Consider the following 14,194-nt stretch of genomic DNA (forward strand, 5'->3'; position numbering starts at 1 on the left):
AGTGAGCAGCGCCACCCGCAGGTGCTGGCATACAGTCCCTCACAATAGTCGTCTCCCACAATTCGAGTCAGAACACTAGAATAGAGCCGACGCATCCATTCAGAACCCTCTTATGCCCAACCCTGTCGATACGCAAGCGCTCGCACAGTTACCCCTGGACGAACTCGTAGCCTGCCACGAGTGCGACCTGCTGATGCGCAAGACGACGCTGCAAAACGACGAGAAAGCCCATTGCCCGCGCTGTGGCTACGAGCTTTATGCCCATCGGCATAACGTCGTTCCTCGCAGCCTGGCACTGGTCCTTACCGCCTTGCTGCTCTATGTGCCCGCCAACTTCCTGCCGATCATGCAGCTGCATCTGCTTGGCCAAACCTCGGACGACACCGTCTGGAGCGGCGTACTCGGCTTGTACAACTCCGAAATGCGCGGCGTCGCCGTGGTGGTGTTCCTGTGCAGCATGGCCGTCCCGCTGCTCAAATTGTTGTGCCAATTGCTGGTACTGCTGAGCATCCGTTTTGACGTCGGTCGCAGTTACGGTTTGCTGATCTATCGTATTTATCACCACTTGCGCGAGTGGGGCATGCTCGAGGTGTACTTCATGGGTGTGCTGGTTGCCATCGTCAAGCTGGTCGACCTGGCTGAACTGAGTATCGGCCTCGGCCTGTTCTGCTTCATCAGCCTGTTGCTGGTGCAGGTGTGGCTGGAAGTGGTGATGTCGCCGCACCAGATCTGGGTGGCCTTGTCCGGGGAGGATGTCCATGCGGGCGATTGATGCAGGCATTCTGGTCTGCGGTGAATGCCATGAGCTCAACCGCCGCGAAGCAGATACCACGTCGCAGACGTGCACCCGTTGCGGGGCCATTGTCCATGAGCGACGCCCTAACAGCATCGTGCGCACCTGGGCGCTGCTGATCACTGCGATGGTGCTCTACATCCCTGCCAACGTGTTGCCGATCATGACGGTCAGCGCGCTGGGGCAGGGCAGCCCCGACACCATCATGTCGGGGGTTATCACCCTGCTCAAGCACGGCATGTTGCCGATCGCCGCCGTGGTGTTCATCGCCAGCATCCTGGTGCCCACGTTCAAGCTGGTGGGCATTGCCCTGCTGCTGTACTCGGTGCAGCGCCACCAGCCGCTGTCGGCGCGCCAGCGCATTCTGATGTACCGCTTCATCGAGTTCATCGGGCGCTGGTCCATGCTGGATATCTTTGTCATTGCCATCCTGGTGGCGGTGGTGAATTTTGGCCGCATTGCCAGTGTCGAAGCCAACCTGGGCGCTGTCGCCTTCGCCAGTGTGGTGATCCTGACGATGCTCGCCGCCTTAACTTTCGATCCCCGACTGATCTGGGACAACACGGAGTCGGATGACGACCATGAGTGACTTGCCTACGGCTAAAACCCGCCCTGCTTCGAACTGGTCGGCCATCTGGATCCTGCCGCTGATCGCTCTGGCCATCGGTGGTTGGCTGGCTTGGCAGGCCTACCGTGACGCCGGTATCGAAATCCAGGTGCGCTTCGAAACCGGCGAGGGCATCGTCGCCAACAAGACCGAGGTCATTTTCAAGGGCATGTCGATCGGCAAGGTGACGGGCCTGGTGCTGGATAACAAGGGCGACAATCGAGGCGTGATCGCCACCATCGAAATGAACAAGGCGGCCGGGCCACATTTGACCAAAGGCACGCGCTTCTGGCTGGTAAAGCCCAGCGTCAGCCTGGCTGGTATCTCCGGGCTTGAAACCCTTGTCTCAGGCAATTACATCGCCGTGGAGCCAGGAGAGGGCGAACCGACCAAGCGCTTTACCGCGCTCAAGGAAGCCCCACCGTTGTCCGATGCCGAGCCCGGTTTGCACCTGACCCTCAAGGCCGAGCGCCTGGGTTCGCTCAACCGTGACAGCCCGGTGTTCTACAAGCAGATCCAGGTGGGCCGAGTGAAAAGCTATCGCCTGTCCGAGGATCAGGGCACTGTGGAGATCAAGGTCTTCATCGCGCCCGCGTATGCCAGCCTGGTGCGCAAGCACACGCGTTTCTGGAACGCCAGTGGCGTCAGCATCGATGCCGACCTGTCCGGCGTGAAGGTGCGCACCGAATCGCTTTCCAGCATCGTCGCCGGCGGTATCGCTTTCGCCACGCCAGAAAATCGCCAGGACAGCCCGCCCACTGACCCAAGCCTGCCGTTCCGGCTGTACGAGGATTTCGACGCCGCTCAGGCGGGTATCCGGGTGAAGGTCAAATTGAGTGATTTCGAGGGGCTGCAGAAGGGCCGTACCCCGGTGCTGTACAAGGGTATCCAGGTAGGCTCGCTCAAGGACCTGAAGATCGAGGGTGACCTGTCCAGCGCAATGGCGGAATTGACCCTGGACCCGCTGGCAGAGGATTACCTGGTCGAAGGGACCCAGTTCTGGGTGGTCAAGCCTTCCATCTCGCTCGCGGGCATCACTGGGCTGGAAGCACTGGTAAAGGGTAACTACATCGCTGTTCGCCCGGGTGAGCCCGGTGCCAAGCCCTTGCGTGAGTTCGAGGCACGGCCCAAGGCGCCGCCGCTTGATCTCAAGGCGCCAGGCTTGCACATGGTGCTGTTCGCCGAAACCCTCGGCTCGCTGGAGGTGGGCAGCCCGGTGATGTACCGCCAGGTGCGCGTGGGCAGCGTGCAGAGCTATCAGTTTGCCCGCAACAGCAAGCGCATCCTGATCGGTGTCCACATCGAGAAGGAGTACGCCAACCTGGTCAACGGCTCCACGCGCTTCTGGAATGCCAGCGGTATCACCCTGACTGGCGGCCTCTCGGGGATTCAGGTCAAGAGTGAGTCGCTGCAGACCCTCATGGCCGGTGGTATCTCCTTCGACACACCCAAACCCGATGTGCCGCTCAAGCGGCGTATCCCGCGTTTCCGTCTGCATGAGAGCCAGGAGGCCGCCAACCGTGCCGGCACCCTGGTGACCATTCGCGTGGAGCGTGCCGATGGGCTGAAGCCGGGGACCTCGATCCGCTTCCGCGGGCTGGACGTGGGCAGTGTCGAGAGTGTGGACCTGACCAGCGACCTGCAGGGCGTACTGCTCAGGGCGCGTATTACCCAGGCCGCAGATCGCATTGCGCGGGTGGGGACACAGTTCTGGGTGGTCAAGCCGGCCCTCGGCCTGGTGCGCACCGAGAACCTCGATACCTTGGTGGGAGGGCAGTACCTGGAAGTGTTGCCGGCGCTCAAGGACAAGGGGCCGCAGCGTGATTTCATCGCCTTGGCCGATGCGCCGGAGGTGCAGGGTGAGGAAGTCGGCCTGCCGCTGACCCTGAGTGCGCCGCGGCGTGGCTCGATCAAGCCCGGGGTGCCGGTCACCTACCGTGAAGTCGCGGTGGGCAAGGTGGTCGGCTTCGAGCTGGGCCAGACTGCCGACCGGGTACTTATCCACATCCTTATCGAGCCGCGTTATGCAGGCCTGGTACGCGGCGGCAGCCGCTTCTGGAACAGCAGTGGGTTCGGTTTCGACTGGGGGCTGTTCAAGGGCGCCACGGTGCGCACCGAGTCGGTGGAGACCCTGATTGAAGGTGGTATTGCCTTTGCCACGCCGGATGGCGAGCAGATGGGCAACCCGGCACGGCCGCAGCAGACCTTCGCCCTGTTCGACAAGCCGGAAGATGCCTGGCTGCAGTGGGCGCCGAAGCTGCAGATCGGCAAGTGATGAAGGGCAGGGTCGTCATGCGGCCCTGCCCCTGTAGGAGCGGCTTTAGCCGCGAACACCCGCGCAGCGGGTGCCATCCATTGAGTTGCTTGCTGGCCCAGCAAATCGCAGGCATAAAAAAACCGACCCTAGGGTCGGTTTTTTCGACAAGAACGTCGCTTAGGCAGCTGCAGCTTCTTTCAGCGCCTTGATGTGGCCATTCAGACGGCCTTTGTGGCGAGCAGCCTTGTTCTTGTGGATGATGCCCTTGTCGGCCATACGGTCGATTACAGGCACAGCCAGAACGTAAGCGGCTTGCGCTTTTTCAGCGTCTTTTGCGTCAATGGCTTTGACTACATTCTTGATGTAGGTGCGAACCATGGAACGCAGGCTGGCGTTGTGGCTGCGACGCTTCTCAGCCTGTTTTGCACGTTTCTTGGCGGAAGGTGTGTTGGCCACCGTCGAGCTCCTCGAAAGACTTTAGGTAAATAGCAAACAAAATAGGCCGCGAATCATGCCGACGAGTCGAACGGATGTCAAGGCCACCTGCAAGGTTCCGCCGAGTGGTGGGTCAACAGCCAGGAAAGATTCCTTTCTGCTACGCGACCTGTAAACTCGGGAATTTTTGGCTCCCCTGCGAAGGCGCGGGAGTATCGCACATTCGGATGCCAACTGGCAGCGTCCTCCGTCCTCTGGCGTGAATCTTTTCGATGAACCTGCTCAAATCCCTGGCTGCGGTCAGCTCCATCACCATGATTTCCCGGGTGCTCGGCTTCGTGCGCGACACCATCCTGGCGCGGATTTTCGGCGCTGGCGTGGCCACCGACGCCTTTTTCATCGCCTTCAAACTGCCTAACCTGCTGCGGCGGATCTTTGCCGAAGGCGCGTTTTCGCAAGCCTTCGTGCCGATCCTGGCCGAGTACAAGACCCAGCAAGGCGAGGAGGCCACCCGAACCTTCATTGCCTATGTCAGCGGCCTGCTTACCCTGGTTCTGGCGCTGGTGACAGTCATCGGCATTCTTGCCGCGCCCTGGGTGGTCTGGGCCACGGCGCCAGGGTTTGTCGACAATGCCGAGAAATACGAGCTGACCACTTCGCTGCTGCGGGTGACCTTTCCTTATATATTGCTGATCTCGCTGTCGTCGCTGGCAGGCGCAATCCTCAATACCTGGAACCGCTTCAGCGTTCCGGCCTTCACCCCGACCCTGCTCAACGTGGCGATGATCGCCTTCGCCGTCCTGCTCACACCGTACTTCGACCCGCCGATCATGGCCCTGGGCTGGGGTGTGCTGGCCGGCGGCCTGGCGCAACTGCTGTACCAGCTGCCCGCGCTGAAGAAGATCGGCATGCTCGTGCTGCCGCGCCTGAACCTGCGCGACGCCGGCGTGTGGCGGGTGCTCAAGCAGATGCTGCCGGCCATCCTCGGGGTATCGGTGAGCCAGATTTCGCTGATCATCAACACCATTTTCGCCTCCTTCCTGGTGGCCGGCTCGGTGTCCTGGATGTATTACGCCGACCGGCTGATGGAGCTGCCTTCGGGGGTGCTGGGCGTAGCCCTGGGTACCATCCTGTTGCCGACCCTGGCCAAGACCTACGCCAACAAGGACCGTGAAGAGTACTCACGGATTCTCGACTGGGGCCTGCGCCTGTGCTTCCTGCTGGTGTTGCCATGCACCCTGGCCCTGGCGATTCTTGCCGAACCGCTGACCGTGGCGCTGTTCCAGTACGGCAAGTTCACCGCTTTCGACGCGGCCATGACCCAGCGAGCGCTGATCGCCTATTCGGTGGGCCTGCTGGCGATCATCCTGGTCAAGGTGCTGGCTCCAGGCTTCTATGCCCAGCAGAATATCCGCACGCCGGTAAAGATCGCGGTGTTCACCCTGGTCTGCACCCAGTTGCTCAACCTGGCGCTGGTCGGCCCGCTGGCCCATGCCGGGTTGGCCCTGGCGATCAGCCTGGGGGCCTGCCTGAATGCCGGCCTGCTGTACTGGAAGCTGCGCAGCCAACAGCTGTACACGCCGCAAGCCGGCTGGCTGCTGTTCCTGCTCAAGCTGCTGTTGGCGGTGGGGCTGATGTCGGGCGTGCTGCTGTTGGGCATGCACTACCTGCCGGCTTGGGCGCAGGGCGATATGCTGGCGCGTTTCCTGCGCCTGGGCGGCCTGATCGCGGCAGGTGTGGTTACTTACTTCGGTTGCCTGTACCTGTGTGGTTTCCGCCCGCGGCATTTCGCCCGCAAAGCGCTGCACTGAGGCGCAAAAGGGTCAGGCGTCGGTTTTTCACATTCCACACACCCGGGTGGCGCTGCTGCCTGTCGTCAGCGCCCGGGTGTGGTTATAATCGGCCACTTTATGAGCAAGAAGCGCGTTATGCAGCTGGTTCGAGGTCTTCACAACCTGCGCCCCGAGCACCGGGGCTGTGTCGCCACCATTGGCAACTTCGACGGGGTCCACCGGGGTCACCAGGCGATCCTCGCGCGTCTGCGCGAGCGCGGCCAGGCACTCGGCATTCCCACCTGCGTGGTGATCTTCGAGCCGCAGCCGCGCGAATACTTCGCCCCCGACACCGCCCCGGCCCGCCTGGCGCGCCTGCGCGACAAGGTCGAGCTGCTGGCTGGCGAAGGTATCGACCGGGTGTTGTGCCTGGCCTTCAACCAGCGCCTGAGCAAGCTCAGCGCCGATGAGTTCGTCAAGGCGATCCTGGTCGATGGCCTGGGTGTGCGCCACCTCGAAGTGGGTGACGACTTCCGCTTCGGCTGCGACCGTGCCGGCGACTTCGATTTCCTGGTCGATGCAGGCGTGCGCTACGGCTTTACCGTCGAAGCCGCCAACACCGTGATCCAGGACGGCCTGCGGGTCAGCAGCACCGAAGTGCGCAAGGCCCTCAGCGAAGGCAACTTCGAACTGGCCGCGCACCTGCTGGGCCGCCCTTACCGCATTACCGGGCGTGTGCTGCACGGCCAGAAACTGGCCCGCCAGCTCGGCACGCCCACCGCCAACATCCAGCTCAAGCGCCGCCGCGTACCGCTGTCCGGGGTCTACCTGGCCAGCATCGAGATCGACGGCCAGCAGTGGCCGGGTGTCGGCAATATCGGAGTACGCCCCACCGTCGCCGGTGACGGGCGTCCCCACCTGGAGATTCATCTTCTGGACTACGCCGGTGACCTCTACGGCCGGCGTCTGACGGTGGAGTTCCACCACAAGCTGCGTGAAGAGCAGCGTTTCGCCTCCCTGGAGGCGCTGAAGTCGGCGATCGACGCGGACATCGCCGCCGCACGTGCCCACTGGCACGCTCAACCGCTAACGAAGAGCCTGAAATGACCGACTACAAAGCCACGCTAAACCTTCCGGACACCGCCTTCCCGATGAAGGCCGGCCTGCCTCAGCGCGAACCGCAGATTCTGCAGCGCTGGGACAGCATTGGCCTGTACCAGAAGCTGCGCGAAATTGGCAAGGATCGTCCGAAGTTCGTCCTGCACGACGGCCCGCCCTATGCCAACGGCAAGATCCATATCGGTCATGCGCTGAACAAGATTCTCAAGGACATGATCGTCCGCTCGAAAACCCTGTCGGGCTTCGATGCGCCCTACGTGCCGGGCTGGGACTGCCACGGCCTGCCGATCGAGCACAAGGTCGAAGTCACCCACGGCAAGCACCTGACCGCCGACCGCACCCGCGAGCTGTGCCGCGAGTACGCCGCCGAGCAGATCGAAGGGCAGAAGACCGAGTTCATCCGCCTGGGCGTGCTGGGTGACTGGGACAACCCCTACAAGACCATGAACTTCGCCAACGAGGCCGGTGAAATCCGCGCCCTGGCCGAGATGGTCAAGCAAGGCTTCGTGTTCAAGGGCCTCAAGCCCGTGAACTGGTGCTTCGATTGCGCATCGGCCCTGGCCGAAGCCGAAGTCGAATACGCCGACAAGAAATCCCAGACCATCGACGTGGCCTTCCCGGTCGCCGACGACGCCAAGCTGGCCGCCGCCTTCGGCCTGGCCTCGCTGGCCAAGCCGGCGGCCATCGTGATCTGGACCACCACCCCGTGGACCATCCCGGCCAACCAGGCGCTGAACATCCACCCCGAGTTCAAGTACGCCCTGGTCGATACCGGCGAGCGCCTGCTGGTGCTGGCCGAAGAGCTGGCCGAGTCGTGCCTCAAGCGTTACAACCTTGAAGGTTCGGTCATCGCCACCGCGCAAGGTTCGGCGCTGGAACTGATCAACTTCCGTCACCCGTTCTACGACCGCCTGTCGCCGATCTACCTGGCCGACTACGTCGAGCTGGGCGCCGGTACCGGCGTGGTGCACTCGTCGCCTGCCTACGGTGAAGACGACTTCGTCACCTGCAAGCGCTACGGCATGGTCAACGACGACATCCTCACCCCGGTGCAAAGCAACGGCGTGTACGTCGAGTCGCTGCCGTTCTTCGGCGGCCAGTTCATCTGGAAGGCCAACCCGGCCATCGTCGACAAGCTGAGCGAAGTCGGTGCGCTGATGCACACCGAAACCATCAGCCACAGCTACATGCACTGCTGGCGCCACAAGACCCCGCTGATCTACCGCGCCACCGCGCAGTGGTTCGTCGGCATGGACAAGCAGCCATCCACTGGCGAGCCGCTGCGTGAACGCGCGCTCAAGGCCATCGAAGACACCAAGTTCGTCCCGGCCTGGGGCCAGGCGCGCCTGCACTCGATGATCGCCAACCGCCCGGACTGGTGCATCTCGCGTCAGCGCAACTGGGGCGTACCGATCCCGTTCTTCCTCGACAAACAAACCGGCGAGCTGCACCCGCGCACCGTCGAACTGATGGAAGAAGTGGCCAAGCGCGTCGAGCAAGAAGGCATCGAAGCCTGGTTCAAGATGGACGCCGCCGAACTGCTCGGTGACGAAGCCGGCCAGTACGACAAGATCACCGACACCCTCGACGTCTGGTTCGACTCCGGCACCACCCACTGGCATGTGCTGCGTGGCTCGCACGACATCGGCCACGCCACCGGCCCGCGCGCCGACCTGTACCTGGAAGGTTCCGACCAGCACCGCGGCTGGTTCCACTCGTCGCTGCTGACCGGCTGCGCCATCGACAACCACGCGCCGTACCGCGAGCTGCTGACCCACGGCTTCACCGTGGACGAGAACGGCCGCAAGATGTCCAAGTCGCTGGGCAACACCATCGAGCCTGAGAAGGTCAACAACACCCTGGGTGCCGACATCCTGCGCCTGTGGGTCTCGGCCACCGACTACTCCGGTGAGATGGCGGTTTCCGAGCAGATCCTGCAGCGCAGCGCCGACGCCTACCGCCGCATCCGCAACACCGCGCGCTTCCTGCTCTCCAACCTGTCCGGCTTCGACCCGGCCCGCGACCTGCTGCCGGCCGAAGACATGCTGGCGCTGGACCGCTGGGCGGTGGACCGTACCCTGCTGCTGCAGCGCGAGCTGGAAGAGCACTACGGCGAATACCGCTTCTGGAACGTCTACTCGAAGATCCACAACTTCTGCGTGCAGGAGCTGGGCGGCTTCTACCTCGACATCATCAAGGACCGCCAGTACACCACCGGCGCCAACAGTGTCGCCCGCCGTTCCTGCCAGACCGCGCTGTACCACATCAGCGAGGCGCTGGTGCGCTGGATCGCGCCGATCCTGGCCTTCACCGCCGACGAAATCTGGCAGTACCTGCCAGGTGAGCGTAACGAGTCGGTGATGCTCAACGGCTGGTACCAGGGCCTGAGCGAACTGCCGGCCGACGCCGAGCTGGACCGCGCCTACTGGGACCGCGTGATGGCCGTCAAGGCAGCCGTCAACAAGGAACTGGAGAACCAGCGCAGCGCCAAGGTCATCGGCGGCAACCTGCAGGCCGAAGTCACCCTGTTCGCCGAAGAGGGCCTGACTGCCGACCTGAACAAGCTCGGCGACGAGCTGCGCTTCGTGCTGATCACCTCCGCCGCCAGCGTGGTGCCGTTCGTCCAGGCCCCGGCCGATGCCGTGACAACCGAAGTCGAAGGCCTCAAGCTGAAGATCGTCAAGTCCGGCCATGCCAAGTGCGGCCGTTGCTGGCACTTCCGCGCCGACGTCGGCAGTCACCCGGAGCACCCGGAAATCTGCGCCCGTTGCGTCGACAACCTGAGCGGTGAAGGCGAGGTGCGCCACTATGCCTAACGCAGCTGGGCGCTTCGGGCGCCTTGCCTGGCTCTGGCTGAGCCTGGTGGTACTGGTCGTCGACCAGGCCACCAAGGTCTACTTCGAAGGGGCGTTGAGCCTGTATCAGCAGATCGTGGTCATCCCCGACTACTTCAGCTGGACCCTGGCCTACAACACCGGCGCGGCCTTCAGCTTCCTCGCCGACAGCTCCGGCTGGCAGCGCTGGTTGTTCGCCCTGATCGCCCTGGTGGTCAGTGCCGTGCTGGTGGTCTGGCTCAAGCGCCTGGGGCGCAACGAGACCTGGCTTGCCGTGGCCCTGGCCCTGGTGCTGGGTGGCGCGCTGGGCAACCTGTACGACCGCGTGGTGCTTGGCCATGTGGTCGACTTCATCCTGGTGCACTGGCGCAACACCCATTACTTCCCGGCCTTCAACGTGGCCGACAGCGCCATCACCGTGGGTGCGGTGATGCTGGCGCTGGATATGTTCAAGAGCAAGAAGTCCGAGGAGCCTGTCCATGACTGAGACACGTATTGGCCAGAACACCGAAGTGACCCTGCACTTCGCCCTGCACCTGGAAAACGGCGACACCGTCGACAGCACCTTCGACAAGGCCCCGGCCACCTTCAAGGTCGGCGACGGCAACCTGCTGCCAGGCTTCGAAAGCGCCCTGTTCGGTTTCAAGGCCGGTGACCAGCGCAAGCTGAGCATCGCCCCAGAGAACGCCTTCGGCCAGCACAACCCGCAGAACGTGCAGGTAATGCCGCGCTCGCAGTTCGAAGGCATGGAGCTGTCCGACGGGCTGCTGGTGATCTTCAACGATGCCGCCAACACCGAGCTGCCGGGTGTGGTCAAAGCGTTCGACGACAACCAGGTGACCATCGACTTCAACCATCCACTGGCTGGCAAGACCCTCAACTTCGAGGTGCAGATCCTCGACGTGAAGGCCCTGTGAGCCTGGAGCCGAGCATGCAAATCAAACTCGCCAACCCGCGCGGCTTCTGCGCGGGGGTCGACCGGGCGATCGAGATCGTCAACCGCGCCCTGGAAGTCTTCGGCCCACCGATCTACGTGCGCCACGAAGTGGTGCACAACAAGTTCGTCGTCGAAGACCTGCGCAGCCGTGGCGCGATTTTCGTCGAAGAACTGGACCAGGTGCCGGACGACGTCATCGTCATCTTCAGCGCCCATGGTGTATCGCAAGCGGTGCGCCAGGAGGCCGCCGGCCGTGGCCTGAAAGTCTTCGACGCCACCTGCCCACTGGTGACCAAGGTGCACATCGAGGTTGCCAAGTACAGCCGCGACGGCCGTGAGTGCATCCTGATCGGCCACGCCGGGCACCCGGAAGTCGAAGGCACCATGGGGCAGTACGATGCCAGCAATGGCGGCGCCATCTACCTCGTCGAAGACGAGAAGGACGTCGCCGCGCTGCAGGTGCGCAACCCCGAGCACCTGGCTTTCGTCACCCAGACCACCCTGTCGATGGATGACACCAGCCGGGTCATCGACGCCCTGCGCGCACGCTTCCCGAGCATCGGTGGGCCGCGCAAGGACGACATCTGCTACGCCACCCAGAACCGCCAGGACGCCGTCAAGCAACTGGCCGACGAGTGCGACGTGGTGCTGGTGGTCGGCAGCCCCAACAGCTCCAACTCCAACCGCTTGCGTGAGCTGGCCGAGCGCATGAGCACCCCGGCCTACCTGATCGACGGTGCCGAGGACCTGCAGCGCAGCTGGTTCGACGGTGTCGAGCGGATCGGCATCACCGCCGGTGCTTCGGCCCCCGAAGTGTTGGTGCGTGGCGTGATCGAACAGCTCAAGGCCTGGGGCGCGACCGGCGCCGAAGAACTCGATGGCCGCGAGGAGAACATCACCTTCTCCATGCCCAAAGAGCTGCGGGTTCGCTCGCTGATCTGATCAGTCGCCTGCGCAGCGACGTTTCTCGTCGCTGAGCAGGCGCACTCTTCCACTGGGGCTCAGCACCACCCTCTGCTCGCTTCCCGCGCCACCCCGTCGGCAAAGGGTCAAGGTTATCCCCCCGAAGCCATCCCCCAGCGGCGCTCCCCGCCCGCTGAACCTGACCGTCTTACCTGAGCTCGCGACGATCCTGGCTGGCTTTGCCAGGCGATGTTCGCGCAGCAACAGGCCGTTATGCTCCAGCAAAACGCGCCAGCCCTTGCCCCAGTTCTCCTCCATTGGCTGCACTACTACCGCCCGCTGACGTAGCAGTGCCTGGTTGCGCGCGTCACGCAGCGCCTGTGCCAGCTCACGGGCTGTAGCGGCCTGATCCAGCTCTTCGCTGAGCTTGCCGTAGGCCGAAACCCCAAGCTGTGTCAGAAGGCCTGCCACGGCCAGTGCAGACATCATTTGCAGCAGTGTTACACCCTGTTGCCTCACCGTGCATTTCCCCCTGGACGTGCTTCGCTGAAGCTTCGCCAACGGCTCATGTGAATACCAGTCGGCGGCTTCAGTTGGCAGGCGAGGAAAGATCCCAGGAGGGGTGTCGATGTGGGGCAGGGAAGGCGGCATGACATTGTTGGAAGTGCTGGTGGCCATGACCGTGCTGGCGCTGGGCGTCTTCATGGCAGCAGCAATACAGGTTCGCGGCCTGCATGCCAGCGACAGCGCCTGGCGTGAAGGGCAGGCGCTGCAACTGCTGCAAGGCATGCTGGAGCGCGCCAGGGCGAGGGGGGAGCTGTCGGCGGTCGACACGACGGCGTGGCGAGCGCAGGTGGTGACCGTATTGGGCGGGCAGGCGCAGGCGCAAGCCAGCTTGGCGGCTGATTGGCTGATGCTTGGGGTGTCTTGGCCCATGGGCGGCCAGCGGCAGGTGCTTGAACTGCAAGGCCGGGTACAACCATGAGGCGGCGGCCTGCAGGTTTCGGTCTGATCGAGGCACTGCTGGCGCTGGCACTTGGCTTGATGTTGCTGGCGGCGGCGAGTCAACTGTTCGGCTCGGCCTACCAGGCTTGGCGCCTGCAAGGGGCGACCGCCCGCCTTCAGGATGACGCCCGGCTGGTGTTGCAACGCTTGGCCGAGGATATCCGCATGGCCGGCATGTTCGGTTGCCTGCGCCTGGATGCGGCTGACTTCAGGATTGCCGGCGCCGCCGAGGCGTTCGCCACGCCGATCACTATCACACCCGGCAGCCTGACCTTGGTAGGCGCGGAGTTACCCGGGTTGGCAGGCCGGGCCGACTGGACGGTGCTCAGTGACTGCCGCAGCTGGGCCGAGGTGGTGGGCCACCGGCATGTCCCCGGCACTGTGGTGCAGGCCTTGCCCATTCGTCGGCTGACCTACCGCTTGCACAAAGGTAGCCTCCAGCTCCTCACCTATTCCCAGAATGCCAATCTGATCGACAATGTGCGGGCGTTCGAAGTGAACCTGGTCGAAGTGGCGGAGGGGGAGCTGCTGGATATTCGCCTGACGCTGTTCGACCGCCAGCACCAGCTCGAGCACCGTCACCAGTTGAGCGTGGCGTTGCGCAATCCGAGGCAGGGTTGATGAAGCGGCAACAGGGTGTGGTGCTGTTGCTGGCCCTGAGCCTGAGCCTGCTGCTCGGCCTGCTGGCGGCCCAAGGGCTGCGTGAGGCACTGGTGCAGCAGCGGCTGCTGAGTGAGCAACTGGCGGGAGTACGTGCTTTCGAGCAGGCAGAGGCCAGTCTGATCGAGGGGGCGGCGTTGCTGTCGACGCACTTGCCCGAGCTGTGTTCGGCATGCCTGCCGCCGGGTCTTCCCGGCGACGAACCGGCCCCGCCATGGCAAGCCACCGACAGCGGCTACGTGTTTTTGCAGAACCTTGGCCAGAGCAGCCGGGCTGCTGGCATGCCGGCTGGCGAGCAAGTGACGCTGGTCCGGGTGACGGCCATCAGCCGTCAGGTACGCGGCCGTCGGGTACTTGAAGCTGTGCATGCGCTGGATGACGCGGCAGTGCTACGGCGCATCAGTTGGCGCCAACGCCTGGAGGACGACTGACATGCAGCGTGGCCTGAGCCTTATCGAGATGTTGATTGTCGTGGCACTGATCGGCATGCTGGCAGCCATTGCCTACCCCAGTTACAGCGAACAGCTACGGCGTGCCGCGCACAGCGAAGTGGTCGGCCTGCTGCAGGATGCGGCCCTGCGCCTTGCGCGCCACCACACCCGCGTCGGCAGCTACGCCGACAACGAACAGCTGGTGACGCCATTGCCCATGGGTAACCGCTACTACCGCCTACAGGCTCGCCGCGAGACTGACAGTTTCACGCTGCTGGCCGTGCGCCTGCCCGACGGGATCATGGCGCAAGACCGCTGTGGCGACTTCCAGCTCGACCAGGCAGGTGTGCGCAGCAATCCAGGTGCTGGCGACAATGTCGAGCTGTGCTGGGGAAGCTGAAGATCAGAAGGTGCCATGGCACCGTGGAATTACTTCAGGTG

Annotated in this window: 15 protein-coding genes; 13 read left to right on the forward strand and 2 right to left on the reverse strand. The window is 63.6% G+C overall.

What is annotated here, in order from left to right; translation table 11 throughout:
* Window positions 1-112: 112 nt before the first annotated feature.
* The 3 genes from LOY51_RS04070 to LOY51_RS04080 are packed head-to-tail and all read left to right on the forward strand — an operon-like array spanning window position 113 to window position 3,675.
* A complete protein-coding gene (locus tag LOY51_RS04070; RefSeq protein WP_125857431.1) occupies window positions 113-772 on the forward strand; it encodes a paraquat-inducible protein A in 660 nt (219 codons plus the stop codon).
* Window positions 759-1,382, forward strand: a complete 624-nt coding sequence (locus LOY51_RS04075; RefSeq protein WP_125462576.1) for a paraquat-inducible protein A — start codon at window positions 759-761, stop codon at window positions 1,380-1,382. The genes LOY51_RS04070 and LOY51_RS04075 overlap by 14 nt, the downstream gene beginning before the upstream one ends.
* Complete coding sequence (locus LOY51_RS04080; protein ID WP_125462577.1) at window positions 1,375-3,675, forward strand: PqiB family protein; 2,301 nt, start codon at window positions 1,375-1,377, stop codon at window positions 3,673-3,675. The genes LOY51_RS04075 and LOY51_RS04080 overlap by 8 nt, the downstream gene beginning before the upstream one ends.
* A gap of 159 nt (window positions 3,676-3,834) precedes the next feature.
* Here LOY51_RS04080 and rpsT read toward each other — a convergent pair whose 3' ends face one another.
* On the reverse strand, window positions 3,835-4,113 hold the full coding sequence (gene rpsT / locus LOY51_RS04085) for a 30S ribosomal protein S20 (RefSeq protein ID WP_003247625.1): 279 nt from the start codon (window positions 4,111-4,113) through the stop codon (window positions 3,835-3,837).
* Between the two features lie 251 nt (window positions 4,114-4,364).
* Here rpsT and murJ point away from each other — a divergent pair, with 251 nt between their 5' ends.
* The 6 genes from murJ (at window position 4,365) to ispH (ending at window position 11,696) form a co-directional block, all read left to right on the forward strand.
* On the forward strand, window positions 4,365-5,903 hold the full coding sequence (gene murJ / locus LOY51_RS04090; protein WP_125462578.1) for a murein biosynthesis integral membrane protein MurJ: 1,539 nt from the start codon (window positions 4,365-4,367) through the stop codon (window positions 5,901-5,903).
* Between the two features lie 117 nt (window positions 5,904-6,020).
* Window positions 6,021-6,971 carry a bifunctional riboflavin kinase/FAD synthetase gene (ribF, locus tag LOY51_RS04095; RefSeq protein ID WP_125857433.1) on the forward strand — a complete coding sequence of 317 codons (951 nt, stop codon included), beginning with the start codon at window positions 6,021-6,023 and terminating at the stop codon, window positions 6,969-6,971.
* Window positions 6,968-9,799, forward strand: coding sequence for an isoleucine--tRNA ligase (ileS, locus tag LOY51_RS04100; RefSeq protein ID WP_258644687.1), 2,832 nt, complete (start codon window positions 6,968-6,970; stop codon window positions 9,797-9,799). The genes ribF and ileS overlap by 4 nt, the downstream gene beginning before the upstream one ends.
* Entirely contained in the window at window positions 9,792-10,304 is a 513-nt protein-coding gene (lspA, locus tag LOY51_RS04105) for a signal peptidase II (RefSeq protein ID WP_125462581.1), read from the forward strand. The genes ileS and lspA overlap by 8 nt, the downstream gene beginning before the upstream one ends.
* Window positions 10,297-10,734 carry an FKBP-type peptidyl-prolyl cis-trans isomerase gene (locus LOY51_RS04110; protein WP_110991776.1) on the forward strand — a complete coding sequence of 146 codons (438 nt, stop codon included), beginning with the start codon at window positions 10,297-10,299 and terminating at the stop codon, window positions 10,732-10,734. The genes lspA and LOY51_RS04110 overlap by 8 nt, the downstream gene beginning before the upstream one ends.
* Window positions 10,735-10,748: 14 nt before the next feature.
* Complete coding sequence (ispH, locus tag LOY51_RS04115; protein ID WP_125462582.1) at window positions 10,749-11,696, forward strand: 4-hydroxy-3-methylbut-2-enyl diphosphate reductase; 948 nt, start codon at window positions 10,749-10,751, stop codon at window positions 11,694-11,696.
* Here the strand turns inward: ispH and LOY51_RS04120 are convergent, their stop codons facing one another.
* Window positions 11,697-12,176, reverse strand: coding sequence for a GspH/FimT family pseudopilin (locus tag LOY51_RS04120; protein ID WP_258644697.1), 480 nt, complete (start codon window positions 12,174-12,176; stop codon window positions 11,697-11,699).
* A 130-nt stretch (window positions 12,177-12,306) separates the two neighbouring features.
* Between LOY51_RS04120 and LOY51_RS26950 the strand changes: the two genes are divergently transcribed.
* The 4 genes from LOY51_RS26950 to LOY51_RS04140 are packed head-to-tail and all read left to right on the forward strand — an operon-like array spanning window position 12,307 to window position 14,153.
* Window positions 12,307-12,642 carry a hypothetical protein gene (locus LOY51_RS26950; RefSeq protein WP_309475588.1) on the forward strand — a complete coding sequence of 112 codons (336 nt, stop codon included), beginning with the start codon at window positions 12,307-12,309 and terminating at the stop codon, window positions 12,640-12,642.
* Window positions 12,639-13,283: a PilW family protein gene (locus LOY51_RS04130; protein ID WP_258644699.1), complete on the forward strand. Its 645-nt coding sequence runs from the start codon at window positions 12,639-12,641 to the stop codon at window positions 13,281-13,283. Before LOY51_RS26950 ends, LOY51_RS04130 begins: the two co-directional genes overlap by 4 nt.
* Window positions 13,283-13,753: a hypothetical protein gene (locus tag LOY51_RS04135; protein WP_258644702.1), complete on the forward strand. Its 471-nt coding sequence runs from the start codon at window positions 13,283-13,285 to the stop codon at window positions 13,751-13,753. The genes LOY51_RS04130 and LOY51_RS04135 overlap by 1 nt, the downstream gene beginning before the upstream one ends.
* Window position 13,754: 1 nt before the next feature.
* Entirely contained in the window at window positions 13,755-14,153 is a 399-nt protein-coding gene (locus LOY51_RS04140) for a type IV pilin protein (protein ID WP_258644705.1), read from the forward strand.
* The last annotated feature ends 41 nt before the right edge of the window (window positions 14,154-14,194 follow it).

Source organism: Pseudomonas sichuanensis (genome assembly GCF_024749065.1).
Lineage (GTDB): Bacteria > Pseudomonadota > Gammaproteobacteria > Pseudomonadales > Pseudomonadaceae > Aquipseudomonas > Aquipseudomonas sichuanensis.

What these genes read in the sequence shown, in the direction of transcription:
- LOY51_RS04110 (WP_110991776.1), top strand. Translation starts at nt 10,297, where the DNA reads ATGACTGAGACACGTATTGGCCAGAACACCGAAGTGACCCTGCACTTC.
- ispH (WP_125462582.1), top strand. Translation starts at nt 10,749, where the DNA reads ATGCAAATCAAACTCGCCAACCCGCGCGGCTTCTGCGCGGGGGTCGAC.
- murJ (WP_125462578.1), top strand. Translation starts at nt 4,365, where the DNA reads ATGAACCTGCTCAAATCCCTGGCTGCGGTCAGCTCCATCACCATGATT.
- LOY51_RS04135 (WP_258644702.1), top strand. Translation starts at nt 13,283, where the DNA reads ATGAAGCGGCAACAGGGTGTGGTGCTGTTGCTGGCCCTGAGCCTGAGC.
- LOY51_RS04130 (WP_258644699.1), top strand. Translation starts at nt 12,639, where the DNA reads ATGAGGCGGCGGCCTGCAGGTTTCGGTCTGATCGAGGCACTGCTGGCG.
- LOY51_RS04070 (WP_125857431.1), top strand. Translation starts at nt 113, where the DNA reads ATGCCCAACCCTGTCGATACGCAAGCGCTCGCACAGTTACCCCTGGAC.
- lspA (WP_125462581.1), top strand. Translation starts at nt 9,792, where the DNA reads ATGCCTAACGCAGCTGGGCGCTTCGGGCGCCTTGCCTGGCTCTGGCTG.
- ileS (WP_258644687.1), top strand. Translation starts at nt 6,968, where the DNA reads ATGACCGACTACAAAGCCACGCTAAACCTTCCGGACACCGCCTTCCCG.
- ribF (WP_125857433.1), top strand. Translation starts at nt 6,021, where the DNA reads ATGCAGCTGGTTCGAGGTCTTCACAACCTGCGCCCCGAGCACCGGGGC.
- LOY51_RS04080 (WP_125462577.1), top strand. Translation starts at nt 1,375, where the DNA reads ATGAGTGACTTGCCTACGGCTAAAACCCGCCCTGCTTCGAACTGGTCG.
- LOY51_RS04075 (WP_125462576.1), top strand. Translation starts at nt 759, where the DNA reads ATGCGGGCGATTGATGCAGGCATTCTGGTCTGCGGTGAATGCCATGAG.
- LOY51_RS04140 (WP_258644705.1), top strand. Translation starts at nt 13,755, where the DNA reads ATGCAGCGTGGCCTGAGCCTTATCGAGATGTTGATTGTCGTGGCACTG.
- LOY51_RS26950 (WP_309475588.1), top strand. Translation starts at nt 12,307, where the DNA reads ATGACATTGTTGGAAGTGCTGGTGGCCATGACCGTGCTGGCGCTGGGC.